Annotated in this window: 17 protein-coding genes; 3 read left to right on the top strand and 14 right to left on the bottom strand. The window is 71.7% G+C overall.

Features of this window, described 5'->3' with window-relative positions; all coding sequences use genetic code 11:
• Positions 1–16: 16 nt before the first annotated feature.
• The 3 genes from efp to AB1K56_RS08640 all read right to left on the bottom strand — a co-directional run bounded on the left by efp (position 17) and on the right by AB1K56_RS08640 (position 2,927).
• Positions 17–577, bottom strand: coding sequence for an elongation factor P (gene efp / locus AB1K56_RS08650; protein ID WP_076675522.1), 561 nt, complete (start codon positions 575–577; stop codon positions 17–19).
• Between the two features lie 72 nt (positions 578–649).
• On the bottom strand, positions 650–1,108 hold the full coding sequence (locus tag AB1K56_RS08645) for a type II 3-dehydroquinate dehydratase (protein ID WP_371205314.1): 459 nt from the start codon (positions 1,106–1,108) through the stop codon (positions 650–652).
• Between the two features lie 13 nt (positions 1,109–1,121).
• Positions 1,122–2,927: a TIM barrel protein gene (locus AB1K56_RS08640; RefSeq protein ID WP_371205313.1), complete on the bottom strand. Its 1,806-nt coding sequence runs from the start codon at positions 2,925–2,927 to the stop codon at positions 1,122–1,124.
• 63 nt (positions 2,928–2,990) lie between these two features.
• On the opposite strand from AB1K56_RS08640, the gene AB1K56_RS08635 reads away from it, so the two are divergent.
• The 3 genes from AB1K56_RS08635 (at position 2,991) to AB1K56_RS08625 (ending at position 6,141) form a co-directional block, all read left to right on the top strand.
• Positions 2,991–3,623: a TetR/AcrR family transcriptional regulator gene (locus tag AB1K56_RS08635; RefSeq protein WP_264630771.1), complete on the top strand. Its 633-nt coding sequence runs from the start codon at positions 2,991–2,993 to the stop codon at positions 3,621–3,623.
• Between the two features lie 290 nt (positions 3,624–3,913).
• Positions 3,914–4,807: a shikimate dehydrogenase gene (locus AB1K56_RS08630; protein WP_371205312.1), complete on the top strand. Its 894-nt coding sequence runs from the start codon at positions 3,914–3,916 to the stop codon at positions 4,805–4,807.
• 14 nt (positions 4,808–4,821) lie between these two features.
• The gene (locus AB1K56_RS08625; protein WP_371205311.1) at positions 4,822–6,141 is read left to right on the top strand and encodes an MFS transporter; all 1,320 of its coding nucleotides are present in this window, start codon (positions 4,822–4,824) and stop codon (positions 6,139–6,141) included.
• A 136-nt stretch (positions 6,142–6,277) separates the two neighbouring features.
• On the opposite strand, the gene AB1K56_RS08620 is transcribed toward AB1K56_RS08625, so the two are convergent.
• From AB1K56_RS08620 to AB1K56_RS08570, 11 genes are all read right to left on the bottom strand, one after another.
• Entirely contained in the window at positions 6,278–6,832 is a 555-nt protein-coding gene (locus AB1K56_RS08620) for a GNAT family N-acetyltransferase (protein WP_371205310.1), read from the bottom strand.
• A 13-nt stretch (positions 6,833–6,845) separates the two neighbouring features.
• Complete coding sequence (gene aroB / locus AB1K56_RS08615) at positions 6,846–7,922, bottom strand: 3-dehydroquinate synthase (protein ID WP_371205309.1); 1,077 nt, start codon at positions 7,920–7,922, stop codon at positions 6,846–6,848.
• Positions 7,919–8,407, bottom strand: coding sequence for a shikimate kinase (locus AB1K56_RS08610; RefSeq protein WP_240752568.1), 489 nt, complete (start codon positions 8,405–8,407; stop codon positions 7,919–7,921). The genes aroB and AB1K56_RS08610 overlap by 4 nt, the downstream gene beginning before the upstream one ends.
• Positions 8,408–8,489: 82 nt before the next feature.
• On the bottom strand, positions 8,490–9,716 hold the full coding sequence (gene aroC, locus AB1K56_RS08605) for a chorismate synthase (RefSeq protein WP_371205308.1): 1,227 nt from the start codon (positions 9,714–9,716) through the stop codon (positions 8,490–8,492).
• Between the two features lie 4 nt (positions 9,717–9,720).
• Complete coding sequence (locus tag AB1K56_RS08600) at positions 9,721–10,557, bottom strand: shikimate dehydrogenase (RefSeq protein ID WP_371205307.1); 837 nt, start codon at positions 10,555–10,557, stop codon at positions 9,721–9,723.
• Entirely contained in the window at positions 10,551–12,365 is a 1,815-nt protein-coding gene (gene mltG, locus AB1K56_RS08595) for an endolytic transglycosylase MltG (RefSeq protein ID WP_371205306.1), read from the bottom strand. Before mltG ends, AB1K56_RS08600 begins: the two co-directional genes overlap by 7 nt.
• 2 nt (positions 12,366–12,367) lie before the next feature.
• Positions 12,368–12,841 carry a Holliday junction resolvase RuvX gene (gene ruvX, locus AB1K56_RS08590; protein WP_136585670.1) on the bottom strand — a complete coding sequence of 158 codons (474 nt, stop codon included), beginning with the start codon at positions 12,839–12,841 and terminating at the stop codon, positions 12,368–12,370.
• Positions 12,838–15,507, bottom strand: a complete 2,670-nt coding sequence (alaS, locus tag AB1K56_RS08585; protein WP_136585669.1) for an alanine--tRNA ligase — start codon at positions 15,505–15,507, stop codon at positions 12,838–12,840. Before alaS ends, ruvX begins: the two co-directional genes overlap by 4 nt.
• Positions 15,508–15,571: 64 nt before the next feature.
• Positions 15,572–15,805 (bottom strand): ATPase, encoded by a 234-nt coding sequence (locus AB1K56_RS08580; RefSeq protein ID WP_371205305.1) that lies wholly within the window; start codon positions 15,803–15,805, stop codon positions 15,572–15,574.
• 872 nt (positions 15,806–16,677) lie between these two features.
• Complete coding sequence (gene rpsD, locus AB1K56_RS08575) at positions 16,678–17,307, bottom strand: 30S ribosomal protein S4 (RefSeq protein ID WP_076675537.1); 630 nt, start codon at positions 17,305–17,307, stop codon at positions 16,678–16,680.
• 184 nt (positions 17,308–17,491) lie between these two features.
• Entirely contained in the window at positions 17,492–18,913 is a 1,422-nt protein-coding gene (locus tag AB1K56_RS08570) for a replication-associated recombination protein A (protein ID WP_371205304.1), read from the bottom strand.
• Positions 18,914–18,972: the final 59 nt, after the last annotated feature.

Raw genomic sequence — 18,972 nt, 5'->3', positions numbered from 1 at the left:
TGTCGGGAGCGAGACGTCAGCTGATGCGGCCGAGGTACTCGCCCGTGCGAGTGTCGACCTTGATCTTGGTGCCGGTCTCGAGGAACAGGGGAACCTGCATCTCGTACCCGGTCTCGACGGTGGCGGGCTTGGTGCCGGCCGACGAGCGGTCGCCCTGCAGGCCCGGCTCCGTGTAGGTGACCTCGAGGATGACCGACGGCGGGAGCTCGATGTAGAGCGGGTTGCCGTTGTTCAGCGCGATCTGCACCTGCTGGTTCTCGAGCAGGAAGTTCGCCGCGTCGCCGACGGTGGCGGCACCCACGGTGATCTGGTCGTAGTCGGCGACGTCCATGAAGACGAAGCCCTCGCCGTCGTTGTAGAGGTAGGTGAAGTCGCGGCGGTCGACGTTCTCGAGGTCGACCTTGGCTCCGGCGTTGAACGTGCGGTCGACGACCTTGCCGCTCATGACGTTCTTGAGCTTGGTGCGCACGAACGCGCCGCCCTTGCCGGGCTTGACGTGCTGGAACTCCACGACGCTCCAGAGCTGACCGTCGATGTTCAGGACGACGCCGTTCTTGATGTCTGCGGTGGATGCCATGAGTGCCGATATTCCGTTTCGTGAGTCGAAGTGGGCGAGAGCCCGACGTCAGAGTCTACGTGATCCGCGCCCTCAGCCGTCGGCGCGGCCCGAGATCACCTCGACGAGCAGGTCGACGGCGCGCGCGTAGCCGGGCACGCCCTCGCCGATGACGTGCACGACGGCGACGTCCTCGATGTACGAGAAGTGCCGGAACGCCTCCCGTTCCTTGATGTTCGAGATGTGCACCTCGGCGACGGGGAGGTCGACGGATGCCAGGGCGTCGCGCAGCGCGACGGAGGTGTGCGTGAGTCCCCCGGCGTTGATCACGATGCCGGCGCAGTCGAGGCGGGCGGCGTGGATCGCGTCGATGAGGACGCCCTCGTGGTTGCTCTGGATCGCCCGGACCTCGAGCCCGTGCCGGCCCGCCGCCTCGGCCGCGATCCGCTCGACGTCGGCGAGCGTGTCGCGCCCGTAGATCTCGGGCTGGCGGGTTCCCAGCAGGTTGAGGTTGGGGCCGTTCACGAGCAACAGGCGGCGGGGCGTGGTCATGTCCCGCACGCTATCAGCGCCGGCCCTGCGCGCTCAGGCGCACGGGAGCCGTGCCCGCCCCGTAGCCGGCGTAGGCGTCGACGCGCTCGACGAACTCCAGGAACACCTCGCCGATGGTGCGCGTGTAGAAGTGCAGGTAGGTGCCCGCGGCATCCTGGTCGTATCCGAGGTGCAGTTCGCGCAGCTCGGCGACGTCCTCGGCGGGCAGGTCGAAGCGCGCCGCGATGTCGTCGTAGTAGTTGCCGGGCATCGACAGCGGGACGAAGCCGCGCTCGCGCGCCGCGCGGGCGAGCGCGCGCACGTCGGTGCAGCGGAAGGCGACGTGCTGGGGCAGGGCGGCCCTCTCGCCGGCGAGGATCGGGGGTGCGACGTTCAGCGGCAGGCGCACCTCGCCGCCGGGCGAGCCGAGCACGCGACTGGCCACCAGGCCCTGGGGCCCCGGCACCTCGGTGCTGCTGTCGACGCGCAGCGCGAAACCGGCGGTGTAGAACAGTGTCGCTTCCTCGATCGCCTGCCAGGGCTGCGACAGGCTGACGTGATCGACGCCCTCGACGACGGTCGGGGTCTCGGCCTCCCCGTGCTCGAACTCGGCCACCCAGACCGGTTCGCCCTCGTCGGCGGCCTGCGCCCAGTACACCTCGGTGCCGTCGGGGGCGACGGCGCCGTCGAGACGCTCCTCGGTGGCGTAGGTGCGGCGGTACGCCCGCGGCACGCGCAGCTCGTGCATGCGCAGGTCGACGGCCTCGGCGTCGTCGACCTCGAGGCCGATCGCGGCCAGCCGTGGCTCCCACCCCCTCGCGTGCTGTTCGTTCAGCACCACGCGGGCGCGTCCGGCCGTCCACAGCGTCACGGCCTTGGTGCGGTGGCGGCCGCGCGGGGTGAAGCCGAGCTGGCCGAGCAGCTCCTCGACCGCGGAGGTGTCCTCCGCCTTGATCTCGACGAAGTCGACGGCCGACGGAGCGGCGGAGTCGGGGAGCATCTGCAGTGCGTCCGGGGCGTCGGGGAGGGTGCGCGAGACCGCGTCCTCCAGCCACCGCAGCGAGCGGCGCGCGTGCAGGGCCGTGCGGCGCGGGTCGGTCTGGCGGAAGGTGTCGTTGAACACCTCGAGCGACCACGGCCCGGTATAGCCGGCATCCACGATGCGCGCGGTGAAGTCGGCGAGGTCGAACTCGCCTTCGCCGGGGAAGAGACGGTGATGGCGACTCCACGACAGCACGTCCATGCTGAGACGCGGGGCGTCGGCGAGCTGCACGAAGAAGATCTTCTCGCCCGGGATGCCGGAGATCGCGGCGGGGTCGTGTCCGCGCGAGAGGATGTGGAACGAGTCGAGGCACACCCCCACCGCCGGGTGGTCGGCGAGCTCGACGATGCGCCACGCCCGGCGGTAGTCGTCGACGAAACGGCCCCACGCGAGGGCTTCGAAGGCGATGCGGATGCCGAATCCCTCGGCGAGGTCTCCCAGACGGCGCAGCTGTGCGGCGCTGACGTCGTCGTCGTCGATCGTCGCCGTGGCGACGTTGCTGCAGCACAGCACCAGGTCGATGCCGAGACGGTTCATGAGCCGGAACTTCGCCTCCGCGCGGCGCAGGACGGCGGCGAACGCCTCGTCGTCGACGCCCTCGACGTCGCGCATCGGCTGGTAGAGGTCGAGCGTGAGACCGAGGCGGGCGGCGAGGGCCGCGATCTCCTCGGGGCTCTCGGGGGCGGCGAGCAGGTCGGGCTCGAAGATCTCGACGCCGTCGAATCCGGCCGCCGCGCACGCGTGGAGCTTGTCGGCCAGGGTGCCGCTGATGCAGACGGTCGCCATCGAGGTCTTCATGGCGGCCGAATGTACCAGTTAGTACAAACCGGGTCCACCCCGGCGGTCCAGTAGGTTGGGCCCATGGTCGAGGCACGTCGAGACGCCGAGCGCACGCGTTCCGAACTGCTCGCGGTGGCGACCGAGGTGTTCGCCGAAGACGGTTACTCCGGGGCGCGGGTCGACGAGATCGCCGCCCGCACGCGCACGACGAAGCGGATGATCTACTACTATTTCGGCGGCAAAGAGGGGCTCTACCGAGCCGTGCTCGAGGAGGCTTACCGCGGCATCCGCGAGGCCGAGCGGGCGATCGACGTCGACCATGCCGACCCCGTGGATGCCATCCGCGCCCTCGCCGAGCTCACCTTCGACCACCACGTCGGCCACGACGCCTTCATCCGTCTCGTCGCGATCGAGAACATCCACCGCGGGGTGTTCATCCGCCAGATCGAGGGGCTGCGCACGCAGTCGCAGCCCGCGAAGGGACTGCTCGACGAGATCCTCGAGCGGGGGCGCGCGGCCGGCCTGTTCCGCGCCGACGTGGATGCCATCGACGTGCACCTCGTGATCAGCTCCTACTGCGTGTTCCAGGTCGCCAACCAGTACACCTTCGGCCACCTGTTCGACGTCGACCTCTCCGCCCCCGACCGCCGCTCGCACCTGCGCTCCGTGATCGGCGACGTCGTCGTGGGGTGGCTCACGGCCCCGGCGCGCTGACCGCGGCCCCGGGCCCTTCGACGGGCTCAGGGTCCTCGCGTCCGAGGTGGCTGAGCCTGTCGAAGCCGCCGGGCCGTCGCGGGTGCCGGGCCCGTCGACGGGCTCGGGGTCCTCGCGTCCGAGGTGGCTGAGCCTGTCGAGGCCGTTCGGCCCTCGCGGGTGCCGGGCCCGTCGGCGGGCTCGGGGTCCCCGGCATCCGGAATCCGTCGTTGACACCGCGGCGCGACCGTGGTTTCCTCTGAACGTACCGGTTAGTACATAACCCGGTCGCGCGGAGACGAAGGAGTACCGTGAACGACTCGCACCCCTACCTCGTGGGCCTCATCGGCACGGGTGTGCTCCCCTCCCTCACGCCGCCGATGCACATGGCCGAGGCGCGCGCCCTCGGGCTCGCCTACGTCTACCGGCCGCTCGACCTCACCGCGCTCGGCATCGACCCCGCGCGCATCGGCGAGGTACTCGCGTGGGCCGAGCGTCTCGGCTACGACGCCGTCAACGTCACCCACCCGTGCAAGCAGAGCGTGCTGGCGCACCTTGATCGCATCGACCCCGTCGCGGCCGCCCTCGGAGCGGTCAACACCGTCCTCTTCACCCCGACCGGACGCGTCGGCCACAACACCGACACCACGGGCTTCGCCGCCGCCTTCACCGACGGGCTTCCGGATGCCGCGACCCGGCACGTCGTCCAGCTCGGCGCCGGCGGCGCGGGGTCCGCCGTGGCCGATGCCCTGCTCCGTCTCGGGACCGCCCGCCTCACGATCGTCGACCTCGACGTCGCACGTGCCCGCACCCTCGCCGACGACCTGGGGGCGCGGCATCCGCTCTCCGTCGTCGACACCGCCTCCCCCGCCGACCTCGCGGACGTGCTGAGCGACGCGGACGGCCTCGTGCACTGCACCCCGGTCGGCATGGCGGAGCACCCCGGCCTGCCGCTCGACGCGCAGCTGCTGCGCCCCGAGCTGTGGGTCGCCGACATCGTCTACCGCCCCCTCGACACCGAACTCCTCCTCGCCGCGCGCGAGCGCGGATGCCGCACCCTCAGCGGCGGGCGCATGGCGGTCCACCAGGCCGTCGACGCGTTCGCCCTCATCACCGGGACGCGACCCGATCCCGACCGCATGACCGCCCATTTCCTCGACCTGGTCGCGGCGGACGCGCCGCTCAGCCCCGTCCTTCCCTTTTAAGGAGCAGACACCCCATGTCCACACCCGCAACGACGCGGAAGACTCCCGTGAAGGCGGCCACCGCCAGCTTCATGGGCAGCGCCGTGGAGTACTACGATTTCTTCCTGTTCGGCTCGGCCGCGGCCCTCATCTTCCCGACGGTGTTCTTCCCGTCCGGAGATCAGGCGGCGCTCGTGATGTCGTTCGCCACCTTCGGCTTCGCCTACATCGCGCGTCCCGTGGGCGCCGTGATCCTCGGTCACTTCGGCGACCGCATCGGGCGGCAGAAGGTGTTGATGTTCACGCTGGTCCTGATGGGACTGTCGACGTTCATCATCGGCTGCCTCCCCGGTTTCGCGCAGATCGGCTGGTTCGCCCCGGCCTTGCTGGTGCTGTGCCGTCTCGCTCAGGGCCTGTCGGCCGCCGGCGAGCAGGCGGGCGCATCCTCGCTCACCCTCGAGCACGCCCCGGACGGGCGTCGTTCGTTCTTCACCTCGTGGACCCTCACCGGAACCCAGGGCGGCCAGATCCTCGCGGCCCTCATCTTCATCCCGGTCGTCGCCCTGCCCGACGAGATCAAGTTCTCGTGGGGCTGGCGCGTGCCGTTCTGGTTGAGCGCCGTGGTGGTCGTCGTGGCGTTCTTCATCCGACGGAGCCTGCACGAGACCCCCGAATTCGAGCAGGCGAAGGCGACCGGACAGATCGCCCGGATGCCGCTGCTCCCGCTGCTGAAGAATCACTGGCGCGATGTCCTCCGCGTCATCTGCTGCGCGTTCATCGCGGCCGTTTCGACCGTGTTCGGCACCCTCGCCATCGCCTACGGCAAGGAGCAGGGTCTCGCCGCGAGCGTCACGCTGTGGCTCGTGGTGGTCGCCAACGTCGTGGCGCTGTTCACCCAGCCGCTCTTCGGCAAGCTCGCGGACCGCGTCGGACGCAAGCCGGTGTTCATCTACGGCGCGCTCTCGTCGGCGGCGTTCATGCCCTTCTACATGCTGTCGATGGGCGCGGGGAACGACCTGGTGACCTTCGGCCTCGCCATCCTCACCTTCTCGTGCGGATACGCCGCCGCCAACGCCGTGTGGCCCTCGTTCTACGGCGAGATGTTCAGCACCCGCGTGCGTTTCTCGGGCATGGCGATCGGCACGCAGCTCGGCTTCCTCATGGCCGGTTTCGCCCCCAGCATCGTCGCCGCCCTCGGCGGGGGCGCCGCGGGCGGGTGGGTCGTCATCAGCGTCTTCACCGCGGTGATCGCGGTGATCGCCTCGGTGAGCGCGCTGACGGCCCGCGAGACCAAGGACGTCCCGACCGATCAGCTCGGTCTGGCCGCCGAACGCCGCGTGCCCGTATCGGTCTGATCGGCGCTCGCGAAGCCCCGCCTCTTCCGGGAGGCGGGGCTTCGCCGTTCCCGGAGAGGTCCTCGGGCGGGCGATGCTCGCAAAGGGGTGTGCGAGCTCGACGCGCGGCTGCGCGAACGGTGACGTCGCCGACCGCTCAGAGAGCGCGCAGCGACCGGCTCATCGCGAGTTCGTCGCCGATCGGGCCCGTGAAAGTCTCCCCCGTCGCCACGAAACCGGCGCGCCGGTACACCGCCTGGGCTCGGGCGTTGTCGACGTGGACGTCGAGAGAGAGCGTCTCGAAGCCCCGGGCGGCGCACCACCGCGCCGCGGCGTCGAGGAGCGCGTCGATCGCTCCGCTGCCGCGGTGCGCCGGGTCGACGTAGACGCCGACGACGTCCGCGCGGTTCGCCGTCGACCGTCGCCCGGTGTGGTCGAGGTCTCCCGCGCGCCGCACCAGCACCGTGCAGGTGCCGATCCAGTCGTCTCCGCTCTCGGCCACGAACATCGCCGCGGAGTCGCCGTCCGCTCCTCCCGCCGCGCGCTCGTCCCAGAACGCCTGGTCGCGCTCGAGCTCCTGCGCGAAGGTGGTGAGGAAGGCGATGGATGCCGCGGGGTCGCTCACGGCGCGCAGACGCAGCTCGCGCACCCGGGCGCCTTCCCCGGCGCGCACGCGCCGCACGGTCGGGGCGCCGGCGCGACCGTGAGTCACGAGGCGCTCCGGGTCACGCACCGACCTCCTGATAGGCCGCGAACAGCAGCGACTCGTCGGGTGCCTGCAGCACGGTGGGACGGGCGAGGTCGTCGAGCACGATGAAGCGCAGCATGCTGCCGCGGCTCTTCTTGTCGCGCTGCATGGTCGCCTTCAGCGTCTGGAACGCCCCGGCGCGGTAGGTCGTGGGGAGCCCGAGCGACTCGAGCACCGTGCGGTGACGCTGGGCGACGTCGTCCGAGAGGCGCCCGGCGAGGCGTGACAGCTCCGCCGCGAAGACCATGCCGACCGAGATCGCCGCCCCGTGACGCCAGCGGTAGCGCTCGGCGTGCTCGATGGCGTGCCCGAGCGTGTGGCCGTAGTTGAGCACTTCGCGAAGCCCCGCCTCGCGCAGGTCTTCTCCGACGACGCGCGCCTTCATGTCGATCGCGAGCTCGACGCAGCGGCGGAACGCGTCGCCGCGGGGGTCGACGATCCCGGTCGGGTCGGCCTCGATCAGATCGAGGATCTCGGGATGCCAGATGAACCCGGCCTTCACCACCTCGGCGAAGCCCGCGGTCGCCTCGTTCTTCGACAGCGTGTCGAGCAGGTCGAGATCGCACACCACGGCCACCGGGGGCCAGAAGGCTCCGACGAGGTTCTTCCCCTCGGCGGTGTTGATGCCGGTCTTGCCGCCGACCGCGGCATCCACCATTCCCAGCACCGTCGTGGGCACCTGCACGAGGGCGACCCCGCGCAGCCACGTCGCAGCGACGAATCCGGCGAGGTCGGTGACCGCTCCCCCGCCGAAACCGATGACCGCGTCCGTGCGGGTGAAGTCGGCCTGGCCCATGACCTGCCAGCAGAAGGCCGCCACTTCGACGCGCTTTCCCTGCTCGGCATCCGGGATCTCGGCGAGCAGCACCTGACGGTCGCCCATGAGCTGCGCCCGCAGCGCCTCGGCCTGGGCGGCCAGGGTCGGCGGGTGCACGATGAGCACCTTCTGCGCCGCGGGGGGCAGCTTCTCGCCGAGGGTCGCCAGCAGGCCGCGCCCGACGGTGATGTCGTAGCCGGGGTCGCCGGCGACGCTGATGGTGGTGATGTCGGTCATGATGTCTCCTCGACCTGGGGGCGACGCGCCCAGGTCACGATGTCGTCGACGACGCGGGACAGCGGCCCCGACGACGTGTCGAAGGCGATGTCGGCGGCGGCCTCGTAGATCGGCCGCCGTTCTTCGTAGATGCGCAGCCAGCGCTGCGCGGGGTCCTCTCCCCCCAGGAGCGGCCGGTCGTCGCCGTGGATGCGGGAGGCCACGACCTGCGGCGACACGGTCAGCAGCACGACGCGGTGGGCGCCGAGCCGCTCTCGCGTGAGCGGGTCGAGGACCGCTCCCCCGCCGAGGGCGACGACGCCCCCGCGGCCGAGCGCCTCGACCACCGCGTCGCGTTCGAGCGCGCGGAAGTGCGCTTCGCCGTGCGCGAGGAAGAGGTCGCGGATCGGGCCGTGGTCGCGCACGACGATCTTGTCGGTGTCGCTGAACGACGCTCCGAGGGCACGCGCGACGCGTCGCCCCACGCTCGTCTTGCCGGCGCCCATGGGACCGATCAGCACGACGGCGGGACCCACCTCGCCGCTCTCCGTCACGGGATCGCCGGCGGGGGCAGGCGCGGGCGCCCGCTCAGGCGAGGTCATGCGCGAGCAACGCGGCATCCGACGCGTCGGTCGTGCGCAGCGTCCGGGGCAGGTTCGCGAGGTACGTCTCGAGGTTGCGGCGCGTTTCGGCGACGTTGTCGCCGCCGAACTTCTCGAGCACGGCGTCGGCGAGGGTCACCGCGACCATCGCCTCGGCGACGACTCCGGATGCCGGGACGGCGCACACGTCGGAGCGCTGGTGGTGCGCCGCGGCGGTGTCGCCCGTCGCGACGTCGACGGTGCGCAGGGCCTTGGGGATCGTCGCGATCGGCTTCATGCCGGCGCGCACGCGCAGGACGGTGCCGGTGGACATCCCGCCCTCGGTGCCGCCCGCGCGGTCGGAGGAGCGCGTGATGCCGTCCTCGGTGGCGAACAGCTCGTCGTGCGCCTGCGAACCGCGGCGCGTCGTGGTGAGGAAGCCGTCGCCGACCTCGACGCCCTTGATCGCCTGGATGCTCATGAGCGCCTGCGCGAGGCGGGCGTCGAGGCGCCGGTCCCACTGCACGTGGGAGCCGAGCCCCGGGGGCAGACCGTACGCGAGTACCTCGACGATGCCGCCGAGCGTGTCGCCCGCCTTCTTCGCGTCGTCGACCTCGGCGACCATCGCCGCGCTGGTCTCGGCGTGGAAGCACCGCAGCGGGTCGGCGTCGAGACGGTCGACGTCGTCGGGCGTGGGCAGTTCCGCGTCGTCGGGAACGCGCACGGGCCCGATGGAGAGCGTGTGGCTGACGAGGCGGATGCCGAGCTCGCCGAGGAACGAGCGGGCCACCGCACCGAGCGCGACGCGCGCGGCCGTCTCGCGGGCCGAGGCGCGCTCGAGGATGGGGCGCGCCTCGTCGAAGCCGTACTTCTGCATGCCGACGAGGTCGGCGTGGCCGGGGCGGGGGCGCGTGAGGGCCGCGCCGCGACCGCGCGAGCGGTCGGACAGCTCGACGGGCTCGGGGCTCATGACCTCGGTCCACTTCGGCCACTCGGTGTTGCCGATGCGCAGCGCGATCGGGCTGCCGATCGTGAAGCCGTGCACGACACCCGTCGAGAGGGTGAGCTCGTCCTCTTCGAACTTCATGCGCGAGCCGCGGCCGTAGCCGAGCCGACGGCGCGCCAGTTCGGCGCGGATCTGGGCCGAGGAGACGGGGACACCGGCCGGCATCCCCTCCATGAGGGCGATCAGTTCGGGGCCGTGGGACTCGCCGGCGGTGAAGACGCGAAGCATTCGTCTAGTCTCCCATGAGCGCGATGCGCATTGCGGCCAGCACCTCGTCGTCGCGCCGGAGCGGCCGGGAGGCGTCGCCCGTGACGAACAGGCGCACCTGCAGCAGGGCCTGGTGCAGCAGCATGGTCAGCCCGTCGTGCGCGGGGACGCCCGCCCGCTCCCACGCGATCCCGAGGGGTGTCGGCCAGCCGCCGTAAACGACGTCGACGAGGGGCCCCGACGCGGATGCCAGGGGCCCGGCGAGAGCGCCGAGGTCGGTGCCGCCGGGAAGCGCCGCGATCGTCGCGTCGACGGAGACCGGGTCGGGGGCGTCGAAGGTCGTCGCGCGCACGGTGACGCCGAGGCGGGCGCCGATCGCCACCAGGGGCGCGGCCGCATCGGGGCGGCGGGCGCGCACGTCGATGTCGACCGCTCCGGCGCGCGCGGCCGCGACGACGGCGGAGGTCGCGGTCGCCCCCGCCCCCAGGACGCGCACGCGCTGCGGTCGCCGCACCCCGATCTCCTCGAGGGCGCGGGCGAGTCCCCCGACGTCGGTGTTGAAACCGTGCGGGCCGTCGTCGGTGAGGAGGTAGGTGTTGACGGCACCGGTGAGGCGGGCGTCGTCGTCGAGGGTCGCGGCGCGGGCCGCCGCCGCGTGCTTCAGAGGCATCGTGAGCGACAGGCCGCGCCACGTGGCATCCATCCCGTCCAGCTCCGCCGCGAAGCCGGCCTCGTCCACGCGTCGACGCCCGTACTCCCAGTCGAGCCCGAGCACGCGGTAGGCCGCGGCGTGGAGCCGGGGCGACCGCGAATGCGCGATCGGGTCGCCCCAGACCTCCAGCCGGGTGCGGTCGGTCAGCATCCGCCGTCGGGGTTGTCGCGGCACCACGCGCGGAACTGGTCCACGGCCTTCAGCTGGTCGGCGTAGGTCGTCGAGAACACCGTCTCGCCCGTGGCGAGGTTGACCGTCGTGAAGTAGTACCACGGTCCGTCCACCGGCTTCATGGCGGCGTCGATCGCGAGATCACCCGGGTTGGCGATGGGGCCCACGGGCAGACCCGGTCGGATGTAGGTGTTCCACGGGTTGTCGCTGGTGAGCGCGTTCTCGGACGACGACGACGAACCGGCATCCAGTTCTCCGGCGCCGTACTGGGCCGTCGAGTCCATCTGCAACAGACCGTGGGTCTCGGTGTTGTCGGGCTGCAGGCGGTTCTCGATCACGCGCGAGACCTTGTAGAAGTCCTCGCTGCTGCGTGCTTCGCGCTCGATGATCGAGGCGATGATGAGGATGCGTTCGCGGTCGGATGCGGGGACCCCCGCGGTGTCGAGCGACTGGATGGTGCGCTGCACCATGCGCTCGATGACCTGCTGAGCGGTGACCCCCTCGTCGAAGTCGTACGTCGCCGGGAAGATCCAGCCCTCGAGCGTGGAGGCGGGGACGCCGTAGACGGAGGGATCGGCGACGGCGGTGTCGAGGTCGGCGCGCGGGATGCTCAGCTGCTCGGAGATGACGTCGAGCGATTGCTCCAGCGTCAGTCCCTCGCGCAGCTGCACGGAGTAGTCCAGGCGGCTCGCGGGGTCGCGGAGCGCCGCGAGCACGGCCTCGGAGGTCATCTGCTGCTGCAGCTTGTAGACGCCGGGCTGGAACGTGAAGGCGACGGAGTTGTCGACCATGTATTTGTACAGCGAATTCGACGCCTTCGTGACGCCGGCGTCGAACAGCTTCGGTGAGACCGACTCCCCGGTGTCGCCCGAGACGATGGTGATGCGGGCTTCGCCGGTGGCCTGGCCCGCCTCGTAGTCGAGGGGCTCGCCGTTGCCGAGGAAGGCCTGGATGCGATCGCCGTAGGTGTTCCACACGGCCAGGCCCCCCGCCGCGGCGCCGCCGAGCAGCACGAGCACGATCGCGAGGGCGATCCAGCCGCCGACGCGACGGCGCTTCTTGGGGGCTCGCGGGGCGGTGTGCCCGATCTCGTGGGTGGTGGTCTGTCCGGTGAAGAGGTCTTCGAGAGAGCCCGACGACACGCCTCCCCCGGTCGCTCCGGTGCGCGCGGTGGCGGCGCCCACGAGAGCGGGCTCGGAGCGACGCGCGGCCTCGGCCCGCGGGCCACCGTCGGCGGGCGACGGCTGCGGCGCGGGGGCCGGCGAGGTCGTGCCGGCCGCGGCCGGCTGCGAGGTCGGGGTGCGTCGGGGGCCGGGGGCGGCGGCATCCGCTTCGCCCGCGGGGAACGGGGATGCCGCGGCGGAGGGCGCCGTGGGCTCGGTCGCGCGCGGGGCCGGGGCGGTGGTGGCCGCGGGGGGCTCGGTTGCGCGCGCGGGGGGCTCGGTCGTGCGCGCGGCCGGGGCGGGCGCGGACGTGCGGGGCGCGGCGGTCGGGGCCGCGGGGGGCTCGGCGGTGCGCGCGGGCTCCGCCGCGTTCCCTGCGCCGGAGGCGACAGCGGGCGCATCGCCCTCGCGACGCGCGGCGTCGACGCGCGGGGCCGGGGTGGCGTCGGGGGACGCCGTGCCGGTGGGGCCCGTCTGCGCGCGACGGGCTTCCCGCGCCGCTCGGCGGGAGGGAGGAGCGTCGCTCGCCGAGCCGTCAGCCGAGCGCGCACCGGTGCGCGGATCGGGAAGACGGCTGTACAGATCGGCGAAGGGGTCGTTCTCGGGGGGCTGGTTCTCGGGCATCGTCAGGCGGGCTCCTGTCCCGGTGATACGGCGGGTCCGGCCGGCTCGCCGGACTGTCGCTCCACGTCGAGCGCCTGCTGCAGCAGAACCACAGCGGCGACTTGATCCACAATGCTACGAGAGTCGCGCTGGGAACGTCCTGCCTCCCGGAGCACCCCGTGCGCGGACACGGTGCTCAGGCGCTCGTCGACGAGGCGCACCGGCATGGGCAGCGCCGCCGCGAGCTCCGTCGCGAAGCGACGCGCGTCGGTGGTCGACGGGGTGTCCTCCCCGCGCAGGTTGAGCGGGAGCCCCACGAGCACCTCGAACGCCTCGTACTCGGTCGCGAGGGCGACGATGCGGCGCACGGGCTCCCCCTTGCGGGGAACCGTCTCGACCGGCACGGCGAGCACCCCGTCGGGATCGGAGCGGGCGACGCCCACGCGGGCGCGTCCGACATCGATCCCCAGACGGATGCCGCGTCGGAACTCCGTCACGCGGTGGTCGCCCGCACGTCGGCCACGATGCCCTCCAGCGCCTGCGGCAGGGCAGCGGCATCCGTTCCGCCTCCCTGCGCGACGTCGGGGCGACCGCCGCCGCCGCCGCCGAGCGTGGCGGCCGCGGCCTTCGCGAGAGCGCCGGCGGCGAGACCGCGCTCGCGCGCGGCGTCGTTGGTGACGACAACGACCGTCGCGCGGCCCCCCGCCACCGAGCCGAGCGCGACGACGGCGGGGTCGCTTCCGAGCCTGTCGCGCACCTGCAGGGCCAGGGAGCGCACGTCGTCGGCCGACGCGCCCTCGCCGAGGCTCTGCGCCACGACCTTGACGGTGCCGACGGCCACGGCCGACTCCACCAGTTGCGGCAGTCGACCGGTCAGGGCCTGCGCCTCGAAGGCGGCGATCTTCTTTTCGGCGGCCTTGAGGCTCGCCGCGAGCTCGCTGATGCGGGTCGTGAGCTGCTCGCGCGGGGTCTTGAGCGACGTCGACAGCTGCGAGACGATCGCGCGCTCGGCGGCGAGGTCGCGGAACGCGTCGAGTCCCACGAGGGCTTCGACACGACGGTTCGACGCACCCACGGACTGCTCGCCGACGAGGTTGACCAGACCGATCTCGGAGCTGCGGGCGACGTGCGTGCCACCGCACAGCTCGCGCGACCACGGACCCCCGATGTCGACCATGCGCACGGTGTCGCCGTACTTCTCACCGAACAGCGCCATGGCGCCGGCGGCCTTGGCCTCGTCGAGCGACATCACCCGCGTGGTCACCTCGAGGTTGTCGCGCACGGCGTTGTTGGCGATGTCCTCGATCTCGGTGCGGGTCTCGCTCGACAGCGCGGACCCCCAGCTGAAGTCGAATCGCATGTAGCCGGCGCGGTTGAGCGATCCGGTCTGCGTCGCGGTCTTGCCGAGGGTGTCGCGGATCGCCGCATGCACGAGGTGCGTGGCGGTGTGGGCCTGCTGCGCGGCGTGGCGGTTGAGTCCGTCGACGACCGTCGTGGCGGGGGCGCCCACCGAGACCTCGCCGGTGGTGACCTCGACCGTGTGGCTCACGAGGCCCGGGACGGGACGCTGCACGTCGAGCACCTCGAGCTCGTAGCCGGGTCCCACGATGACGCCCTTGTCGGCGACCTGGCCGCCCGACTCGGCGTACAGGGCGGTCTCGGCGAGGATGACCTCGGCGATCTGGCCCTCCGAAGCGCGGTCGGTCCCCTGCCCCTGGACCAGGATGCCGAGCACCTTCGACTCCGTCTGCAGCTCGGTGTAGCCGGTGAACACCGTCTCACCGAGCGCGCGGAACTCGCGGTACGCGCTCTGGTCGGCGATCGCCCCCTTGCGGGCGCGGGCGTCGGCCTTGGCGCGCGTGCGCTGCTCCTGCATGAGGGTGTCGAACGCCGCGCGGTCGACGCTCAGCCCGGCCTCTTCGGCGATCTCGAGAGTGAGGTCGATCGGGAAGCCGTAGGTGTCGTGCAGCAGGAACGCCTCGGAGCCCGAGAGCGTCGAGCCGCCGCCGTTCTTGGCCTCGGCGACCGACTGGTCGAGGATGGCGGACCCCGCCGCGAGGGTGCGTAGGAATGTCTGCTCCTCGGCGATGGCATAGGCCGAGAGGCGGGCGTAGTCCGCCTCGACCTCGGGGTACGACTCTTTCATCGCGTCGCGGGAGGCGGCGAACAGCTCGGGGAAGGTCGCGCCCTCTACGCCGAGCAGGCGCATCGATCGGATCGCGCGGCGCATGATGCGCCGCAGGATGTAGCCGCGGCCCTCGTTCGAGGGGGTGACGCCGTCGGCGAGCAGCATGAGCGAGGAGCGCACGTGGTCGGCGACGATGCGCAGGCGCACGTCGTCCTCGTGGGATTCGGCGCCGTAGGCCTTGCCCGCCAGCTTCGCCGCGAGATCGAGCACGGGGCGCACCTGGTCTGTCTCGTACATGTTGTCGACGCCCTGCTTGATGAACGCGATGCGCTCGAGGCCCATGCCGGTGTCGATGTTCTTCGCGGGAAGTTCGCCGACGATGTCGAAGTCGTACTTCGAGCGCACGTTCGTGATCTCGTACTGCATGAACACGAGGTTCCAGATCTCGACGTAGCGGTCGTCGTCGGTGGCGGGGCCCCCGTCGATGCCGTAGTCCGGGCCGCGGTCGAAGAAGATCTCCGAGCAGGGGCCCGCGGGGCCCGGAAGACCCGTCGACCAGTAGTTGGTGTCCTTGCCGAGCCGCTGGATGCGGTCTTCGGGCAGGGTGCTCAGCTTCAGCCAGAGGTCGTGCGCCTCGTCATCCTCTTCGTAGACGGTGACCCAGAGATCCTTCGGGTCGAAGGCCAGGCCGCCCTCGGACTCCGGCGCGGTGAGGAGTTCCCACGCGAAGCGGATCGCGTCCTCCTTGAAGTAGTCGCCGAACGACCAGTTGCCCAGCATCTGGAAGAAGGTGCCGTGGCGCGGGGTCTTGCCGACCTCTTCGATGTCGTTGGTGCGGATGCACTTCTGCACGTCCGCGGCCCGCGGGTACGGCGGGGGAACGACGCCGCTGAGGTACGGGATGAAGGGCACCATGCCCGCCACGGTGAACAGCAGGGCCGGATCGTCGGTGACGAGCGAGGCCGACGGGACGATCGTGTGGTTCTTCTTCTCGAAGAAGTCGAGGAAGCGCTGGGCGATCTCGGCGGTTTTCATGGAGGGTCTTTCCGTGGGCGTGCGGTGGCCGCCTCCGGTCTTCGGGGGCGGGATGCCGGGGAGGTCAGTCGGTCGAAGAGGCCGCGGTCTTCGCGGAGGCGACGCCCTTGGCGTCGTCGATGATCTCCGAGAGGCGGGTCTCCTGCTGATGGTAGGCGTCGCTCATGTGGTCGGTGAATTCTCCGATCCGGGAGTCGAGCTGGGCGAGCAACTCCTGACCGCGGGGGTCCTTGTTGACGAGATGGGCGGCGACGAATCCGCCGGCGATCCCCAGCGCGAACCAGAAGAGGCTTTTCACGATCAACGACTTCTTCCTCGAGGCGACGCCGCGGTCGCGGCATCCTTCATCGTAGGCGACGGCCGTTGTGTGGCGCATGAAACCGCCCGGTGCGGTCCGCATCCGCCGTGTCCGACGGTGGGTGGCGCCGCGGGCCTTTCTCCCCCGGCGCCGAGCGTCGCCCTCCGCGATCGTCCACCCGCGCTGTCGCGCGCACAACTCCTGCATTGTGGCGGCGTACGGCCCGCAGCCGGGCCCCGTGCGCTGCTTCTGCAGGAGTTGTGCCGGGTCGTGGCGTCGGCGCGGGCCGCCGGGTGGCGGGAGCGCCGGGCTCGCCCGCGGGCGGGGCGGGGCGGGGGGACACAGCGCAGGAGTTCGTCGCGCGGTCGGGCCGGATGGCGGGGCCGGCGGCGCTGTCGCGCGCACAACTCCTGCATTATGGCGGCGCGCGGCCCACGGCCGGGCTCCGCGCGCCGGTTCTGCCGGAGTTGTGCCGGGACGTGGCGCCGCCGCGGGCCGCCGGCGGGAGGGGGCGCCGGGCCCGGCCGCGGCTACGGGTGGGGGCGATTGACCACAACGCAGGAGTTCGTCGCGCTCTTCGTGCGAATGGCGGGGGCGGCGGCGGTGTGGCGTGCACAACTCCTGCATTGTGTCGGCGTACGGCCCGGGTCCGGACTCCGCGCGCCGGTTCTGCCGGAGTTGTGCCGGTGACGGGCATCCGGCCGCGCGAGAGCGCGACCGGGAACGACATCCGGCCGCGCGAGAGCGCGACCGGGAACGACGTTCGGCGGCGCGAAGGCGTGACCGGGAGCGACATCCGGCCGCGCGAGAGCGCGACCGGGAACGACGAAGGGCGCCGGGAGAACCCGACGCCCTTCGTGTGCTCGCTGGGATCAGCGGGCGGCGTAGTACTCGACGACGAGCTGCACGTCACACGTGACGGGCACCTCGGCGCGCTTGGGGCGACGCACGAGCTTGGCCTGGAGCGTCGACAGGTCGACCTCGAGGTAACCGGGAACGGGGGGCAGCACCTCGGCGTGCCCGCCGGCGGCGGCGACCTGGAAGGGCTCGAGGCCCTCGCTCTTCGGCTTGACGTGGATCTGCTGGCCCGGCTTCACGCGGAACGACGGGCGGTCCACGAGCTGGCCGTCGACCATGATGTGGCGGTGCACCACGAGCTGGCGAGCCTGCGCGGTGGTGCGGGCGAAGCCCGAACGCACGACGAGGGCGTCCAGACGCATCTCGAGCAGCTCGACCAGGTTCTCACCGGTCAGGCCGTCGGTGCGGCGGGCCTCGTTGAACGCGATGCGCAGCTGCTTCTCGCGGATGCCGTACTGCTCGCGCAGACGCTGCTTCTCACGCAGACGGACGGCGTAGTCGCTGTCGGCCTTGCGCTTGGTGCGGCCGTGCTCGCCGGGAGCGTAGGGACGCTTCTCGAGGTAGCGGGCGGCCTTGGGGGTGAGCGCGACGCCGAGGGCGCGCGACAGACGCACCTTGCGGCGGTCCTGAGACTTCGTGGTCACGAAGTTCTCCTTCCGATGACGCGGCCGCGCCTTTCGCGGCTCGCGGGCGTATCGCCCCCTTCCGCCCGGTCCGGGGCGCACGCCGGGGCGCACCGGATGGTGATCACAGAAAGGAGGGGATGCCCGAAAACCCTGTTTCGAGCCGGTTCATGCTATCAGAGAGCCCTGCGCGCCCGCCGGGTGCTCACGGGCCGTCGAGGATGCGGCGGATCTTCTCGAGCCGCGCGGAGACGTCGCGCTCCGTGCCGTGGGTGGTCGGCTCGTAGTACCGGCGTCCGCGCAGCTCGTCGGGGAGGTACTGCTGGGCGACGATGCCGATCTCGCTGTCGTGCGCGTACTTGTAGCCCTTGCCGTGCCCGAGTCGCTTGGCCCCCGGGTAGTGGGCGTCGCGCAGATGCATCGGCACCCGCCCGAACCCGCCGGCGCGCACGTCGGCGATCGCGGCGTTGATGGCGTTGTACGCGGCGTTCGACTTGGCGGTGGTGGCGAGGTAGATCGTGGCCTCGGCGAGCGGGATGCGCCCCTCGGGCATGCCGATGAAGGCGACGGCGTCGGCGGCGGCGACCGCGATCTGCAGGGCCTGCGGATCGGCCATGCCGATGTCTTCGGCGGCCGAGATCACGAGGCGTCGCGCGATGAAGCGCGGGTCCTCCCCCGCCTCGATCATCCGCGCAAGGTAGTGGATCGCGGCATCCGCGTCGGATCCGCGCACCGACTTGATGAACGCGCTGATCACGTCGTAGTGCTCGTCGCCTTGGCGGTCGTAGCGCAGCAGCGCGCGGTCGACGGCCTGGGCGATGTGGTCGGCGGTGATGACGGGGGTCTCGGTCTCAGGAAGGACGAACGGCGATCCGTCGTCTTCGTCCTCGTCTTCGTCGTGCTCCGCCGACGGGCTGTCCGCCGACGCCGAGTCCGCCGCTCCGGCATCGTCTCCCGCGACCGACGCGGCCGCCTCGAGGGCGGTCAGGGCTCGGCGCGCGTCGCCCGACGCGAGGCGCACGAGGGCTGCACGCGCGTCGTCGTCGAGGACGACGCGGCCGGCGAGACCGCGGGGGTCGCTCACGGCGCGGTCGACGAGGGCGCCGAGGTCGTCGTCGCCGAGCGGGCGCAGCGTCAGCAGCAGCGAACGGGACAGCAGCGGGGAGACGACCGAGAACGAGGGGTTCTCGGTGGTCGCGGCGATCAGCACGACCCAGCCGTTCTCGACCCCGGGCAGCAGCGCGTCTTGCTGCGCCTTGGTAAACCGGTGGATCTCGTCGAGGAACAGGATGGTCGACTGCCCGTAGAGGTCGCGCTGGGTCAGGGCCTCTTGCATGACCTCGCGGACGTCTTTCACTCCGGCGGTGATGGCCGACAGCTCGACGAAACGGCGCCCCGACGAACGGGCGATCGCCTGCGCGAGCGTGGTCTTGCCGGTGCCGGGCGGACCCCACAGGATGACCGAGACCGCCGATCCGGATGCCGACGAGTCGGTGGTCGCGAGGGTGACCAGCGGCGAGCCGGGGCGGAGCAGATGACCCTGGCCCGCGACCTCGTCGAGACTGACCGGCCGCATGCGAACGGCGAGCGGGGTCTGGCCCTGGAAGAGCGCGGAGGAAGGGGTCACCCGTCCAGGCTAATCGCGGGTTCCGACATCGGTCGTCGTGCGGGGTGAGGCGCGAAGGC

Source organism: Microbacterium sp. BWR-S6Y, assembly GCF_041379845.1.
In the GTDB taxonomy this organism is placed as follows: Bacteria; Actinomycetota; Actinomycetes; order Actinomycetales; family Microbacteriaceae; genus Microbacterium; species Microbacterium hydrothermale.
Note: the sequence above shows the minus strand (reverse complement) of the source record. Positions and strands in the feature narration are given on the sequence as shown.

Bases quoted from the DNA above. Each gene is read 5' to 3' on its own strand.
- efp (WP_076675522.1), bottom strand. From the start codon at position 577: ATGGCATCCACCGCAGACATCAAGAACGGCGTCGTCCTGAACATCGAC.
- AB1K56_RS08645 (WP_371205314.1), bottom strand. From the start codon at position 1,108: ATGACCACGCCCCGCCGCCTGTTGCTCGTGAACGGCCCCAACCTCAAC.
- AB1K56_RS08640 (WP_371205313.1), bottom strand. From the start codon at position 2,927: ATGAAGACCTCGATGGCGACCGTCTGCATCAGCGGCACCCTGGCCGAC.
- AB1K56_RS08635 (WP_264630771.1), top strand. From the start codon at position 2,991: ATGGTCGAGGCACGTCGAGACGCCGAGCGCACGCGTTCCGAACTGCTC.
- AB1K56_RS08625 (WP_371205311.1), top strand. From the start codon at position 4,822: ATGTCCACACCCGCAACGACGCGGAAGACTCCCGTGAAGGCGGCCACC.
- aroB (WP_371205309.1), bottom strand. From the start codon at position 7,922: ATGACCGACATCACCACCATCAGCGTCGCCGGCGACCCCGGCTACGAC.
- AB1K56_RS08610 (WP_240752568.1), bottom strand. From the start codon at position 8,407: ATGGGCGCCGGCAAGACGAGCGTGGGGCGACGCGTCGCGCGTGCCCTC.
- aroC (WP_371205308.1), bottom strand. From the start codon at position 9,716: ATGCTTCGCGTCTTCACCGCCGGCGAGTCCCACGGCCCCGAACTGATC.
- AB1K56_RS08600 (WP_371205307.1), bottom strand. From the start codon at position 10,557: ATGCTGACCGACCGCACCCGGCTGGAGGTCTGGGGCGACCCGATCGCG.
- mltG (WP_371205306.1), bottom strand. From the start codon at position 12,365: ATGCCCGAGAACCAGCCCCCCGAGAACGACCCCTTCGCCGATCTGTAC.
- alaS (WP_136585669.1), bottom strand. From the start codon at position 15,507: ATGAAAACCGCCGAGATCGCCCAGCGCTTCCTCGACTTCTTCGAGAAG.